4 protein-coding genes are annotated in these 3899 nt (G+C 71.6%); 3 read left to right on the top strand and 1 reads right to left on the bottom strand.

Annotated features, from left to right (window positions below; genetic code table 11):
* From AB7F93_RS14060 to AB7F93_RS14050, 3 genes are all read left to right on the top strand, one after another.
* The coding region (locus AB7F93_RS14060) for an RNA methyltransferase (protein ID WP_428303537.1) at positions 1-687 on the top strand (687 nt) is incomplete at its 5' end.
* A 5-nt stretch (positions 688-692) separates the two neighbouring features.
* Positions 693-1430, top strand: a complete 738-nt coding sequence (gene cysE / locus AB7F93_RS14055; protein ID WP_428303536.1) for a serine O-acetyltransferase — start codon at positions 693-695, stop codon at positions 1428-1430.
* Positions 1427-2824, top strand: a complete 1398-nt coding sequence (locus tag AB7F93_RS14050) for an MATE family efflux transporter (RefSeq protein ID WP_428303535.1) — start codon at positions 1427-1429, stop codon at positions 2822-2824. Before cysE ends, AB7F93_RS14050 begins: the two co-directional genes overlap by 4 nt.
* Positions 2825-2867: 43 nt before the next feature.
* Here the strand turns inward: AB7F93_RS14050 and AB7F93_RS14045 are convergent.
* Positions 2868-3899 (bottom strand): zinc-binding dehydrogenase (locus AB7F93_RS14045; protein ID WP_428303534.1); only part of this gene is annotated, 1032 nt, incomplete at its 5' end.

The following is a 3899-nucleotide window of genomic DNA, read 5'->3' as shown; positions in this document are numbered from 1 at the left end:
GGCAACATCGGCGCCGTGGCGCGGGCCATGTGCACCATGGCGCTCACCCGGCTGTACCTGGTGCGCCCGAAGTTCTTTCCGCACGAGGAGGCCAGCGCCCGCGCCGCCGGCGCAGACGCCCTGCTCGACAACGCAGTCGTGTGCGACACGCTGGCGCAGGCCGTCGCCGACTGCACGCTCGTGATCGGCGCCAGCGTGCGCGAGCGCAGCATCGAGCTGCCGCCGCTGGACCCGCCGGCCTGCGCCGAGCACGCGCTGGCGGAAACCACCCGCGGCGAGGTGGCGCTGGTGTTCGGCCCCGAGCACTCCGGCCTCAGCAATGCCGACCTCGACCTGTGCCAGCGGCGGGTGGTGATCCCGAGCAACCCGGCGTTCCCGTCGCTCAACATCGGCGCCGCGGTGCAGGTGCTGACGTACGAGCTGTACCGGCGCGTTGCCGAGGCCAAGCCCGCCGCGCAGCCGCCGAGTCCACCCGCCACGCACGCCGAGGTGGAGCGCTTGTTCGAGCACCTGGAGCGCGTGCTGGAGCGCATCGATTTCCTGCGCATGAGCAACCCGCAGCGCGGCATGCGGCGCCTGCGCGCGCTTGTCAACCGGGCAGCCCCGGACCAGAATGAAGTTCAGATCCTGCGCGGCATTCTCAGTGCCACCGAGCACGCCCTGGCCGCGGCCGACCCGGATGTTTGAACGCCATGCTTGACCGACTGCGCGAAGACATCGACTGCGTGTTCGCCCGCGACCCGGCGGCGCGGAATCGCTTCGAGGTGGTCACCACCTACCCCGGCCTGCACGCGCTGTGGTTGCACCGCCTGGCGCACGGGCTGTGGGGCCTGAAGCTGCGCTGGCTGGCGCGCCTAGTGAGCTATCTGTCGCGGTTTTTGACCGGCATCGAGATTCATCCCGGCGCGCGCATCGGCCGGCGCTTTTTCATCGACCACGGCATGGGTGTCGTCATCGGCGAGACGGCCGAGATCGGCGACGACTGCACGCTCTACCACGGCGTGACGCTCGGCGGCACCACTTGGGAGAAGGGCAAGCGCCACCCGACGCTCGAAAACGACGTCGTGGTCGGCGCCGGCGCCAAGATTCTCGGCCCGATCACCATGGGCCAGGGCGCGCGCGTCGGCAGCAACTCGGTGGTGGTGAAGGACGTGCCGCCCGGCGCCACGGTGGTGGGTATTCCGGGCCGGGTGGTGGGCGCCGATGCCGAGCGCCGCCGCGAGACGGCCGCCCGCATCGGCTTTGCCGCCTATGGCCTGCGCGATGACCTGCCGGACCCGGTGAGCCGCTCGCTCGACTCGGTGCTCGACCACGTCGAGGTCATCGAGGAGCGCATGGCGAAACTCATGGCCGCCCTGCACGAGCTCGGCGTCCAGACCGACGCCGACGCCAACGACACCGCCCACGGCGGGCAAGACAAACCGGGTTGAACGCCCCGGACGAGGCCGCCCGGGCCGCGCCAGACGCGCTGACCGACACCGCCGCGCGCGGCACTTCCTTCGTCGATCCCGAACGCCGCCGGCGCATCCTGACGCTGGCGCTGCCGATCATTGCCGCGATGACCTCGCAGGCGCTGCTGAACGTGGTCGACACGGCCATGGTCGGGCACCTGGGCGATGCCGCACTCGCCGCGGTCGGGCTGGGCAGCTTCGTGCTGTTCACCTGCCAGGCCATGATCCTGGGCCTCTCGGTCGGCGTGCAGGCCATTGCCGCCCGGCGCCGCGGCGAGGGCCGGCTGGATGAGACCGCCGTGCCGCTCAACGCCAGCCTGCTGCTGATCCTCGTGATCGGCCCGCTGCTGACGCTCGTGCTGTGCGGGCTTGCGCCGTGGTTCTTCCCGCTGCTGAACCCGGACCCGGCGGTCATCGCCGGTGCGGTGCCGTATTTTCAGGTCCGCATGCTGGCCGGGCCGCTGATGGCCATGAACTACGCCTTTCGCGGCTACTGGAACGGCATCGGCCAGTCGCGCCTCTACATGACCACGCTGCTCATCATGCACGCCAGCAACGTGCTGCTGAATTACGTGCTGATCTACGGCCACTTCGGCGCGCCGGCACTCGGCGTGGTCGGCTCCGGGCTCGCCACGGCGCTGTCGGTGTTCATCGGCACCGCCATCTACTACGGCTTCGGCTGGCGCTACGCGCTCGAAGGCGGCTTCCTGCGGCGGCGCCCGCAGCGGCAGGATTACCGCTCGCTGGTGCGCATCGCCGTGCCGGCCGGCATGCAGCACGTGTCGCAGTCGGCGGGCCTGGTGGCGCTGTACTGGATCATCGGGCGCATCGGCACGGCGGAACTGGCCGCCGCCAACGTGCTGGTGAACCTGATGACGGTCGTGATTCTGCCCGGCATGGGGCTCGCGATGGCGGCGGCGACGCTGGTCGGGCAGTCGCTCGGCGCCGGGGCGCCCGACGAGGCGCGGCGCTGGGCACGCGACACGATGCGCATTGGACTTGTCGCGCTCGGCCTGCTGGGCGCGCCCATGGTGCTGGCGCCGGACCTGATCCTGAGTCTTTTCCTGCACAACCCGGACACGGTGGCCTTGGCCCGCTGGCCGATGCGCATCGCCGGGCTCGCCGTGGTGTTCGAGGGCGTCAAGCGCATCTACATGCAGGTGCTGATGAGCGCCGGCGACGGGCGGCGCGTGATGCGCGTGAGCGTGCTCACGCAGTGGTTCCTGTTCACGCCGGCCGCGTACCTGATCGGCCCCGTGTGGGGACTCGGCCTGCTCGGCATCTGGGTCGGTCAGGAGCTGTACCGGCTCACGCAGCTTGGCGTGTTCCGCCGTTACTGGCGCGAGGGACGCTGGGCGCGGATCACGATTTAGTCCGGCTGAGCAAGGGCCGCGCGCCCTTGCTCAGCCATCGCCTTCAGGCCGCCGGCGCGATCACCGCCTTGACCGTCTCCAGCCGCGCCACCGCTTCGAGCGCCTGCTGGCTGTCCTCGATGCGGTAGCGGTGCGTCACCGCCGCCGCGAGCGGAAAGCGCGCGTGCTGCGCCTGCACCACCTGCAGCGCCTGGTACAGATGCCGCGGCTGCGACAGCGCGGTGCCGATGATGCGCAGGTTGAGGTTGTTGATCAGGCGCGGCTCGACCGGCACCGTGCCCGGCGCCGACCACAGACCCACGATCAGGTACCGCCCGCCGCGCGCCACCAGTTGCAGGCCCTCGCCGAAGGCCGGCACCGCGCCGGCGGCCTCGATCACCACGTCCGCGCCGCGCCCGCCGGTGAGTTCCCGCACGCGGGCTACGCGTGCCGCCGGATCGGTGATCTGCTCCATGTCGAGGGTGTGCGTGGCGCCGAAGTCGCGCGCCACCGACAGTCGCCTTTGCGGCGCGCCGATCACGATCAGCGGCGCCGCGCCGGACAGGTGCGCGAGCAGCGTGGCGGCGAGACCCACCGGCCCGCAGCCCTGCACCACCACGCTCATGCCGGGGCGTATGCCCTCCAGGCGCTCGATGCCCTGCAGCATGGTTGGCAGCGCACAGCCGAGCGCGATCACGGCGTCCGACGGGGTGTCGTCCGGCACGCGGTAGAACGGCAGCCCGGCGCGCAGCGTGGCGTAGTCGCAGTAGCTCGCCGTGGTCGGCCCGCCGGCGTCACCGAACACGCCCGCGAAGGCGTTCTCGCACATCGACACGTCGCCCAGCACCGTGCAGGCGTAACAGCGCTGGCACGGCGCCACCGGCTGCCAGTACACGCGATCGCCCACCGCCAGCGGCGTGCCGGCGTAGTCCGTGGCCACCCCGGCGCCGAGCGCATCGACCGTGCCCACACCCTCGTGCCCCAACACCACCGGCCCCGGCAACGGCACCTCGCCGCGCCAGAAGTGCACGTCGGTGCCGCACACGCCGCCGTGGGTGAGGCGCACCAGCACCTCGCCCGGGGCGGGGTCGGCCAC

The organism is Immundisolibacter sp., assembly GCF_050250495.1.
GTDB lineage: Bacteria > Pseudomonadota > Gammaproteobacteria > Immundisolibacterales > Immundisolibacteraceae > Immundisolibacter.
This window is presented reverse-complemented; position numbering and strand designations above follow the sequence as displayed.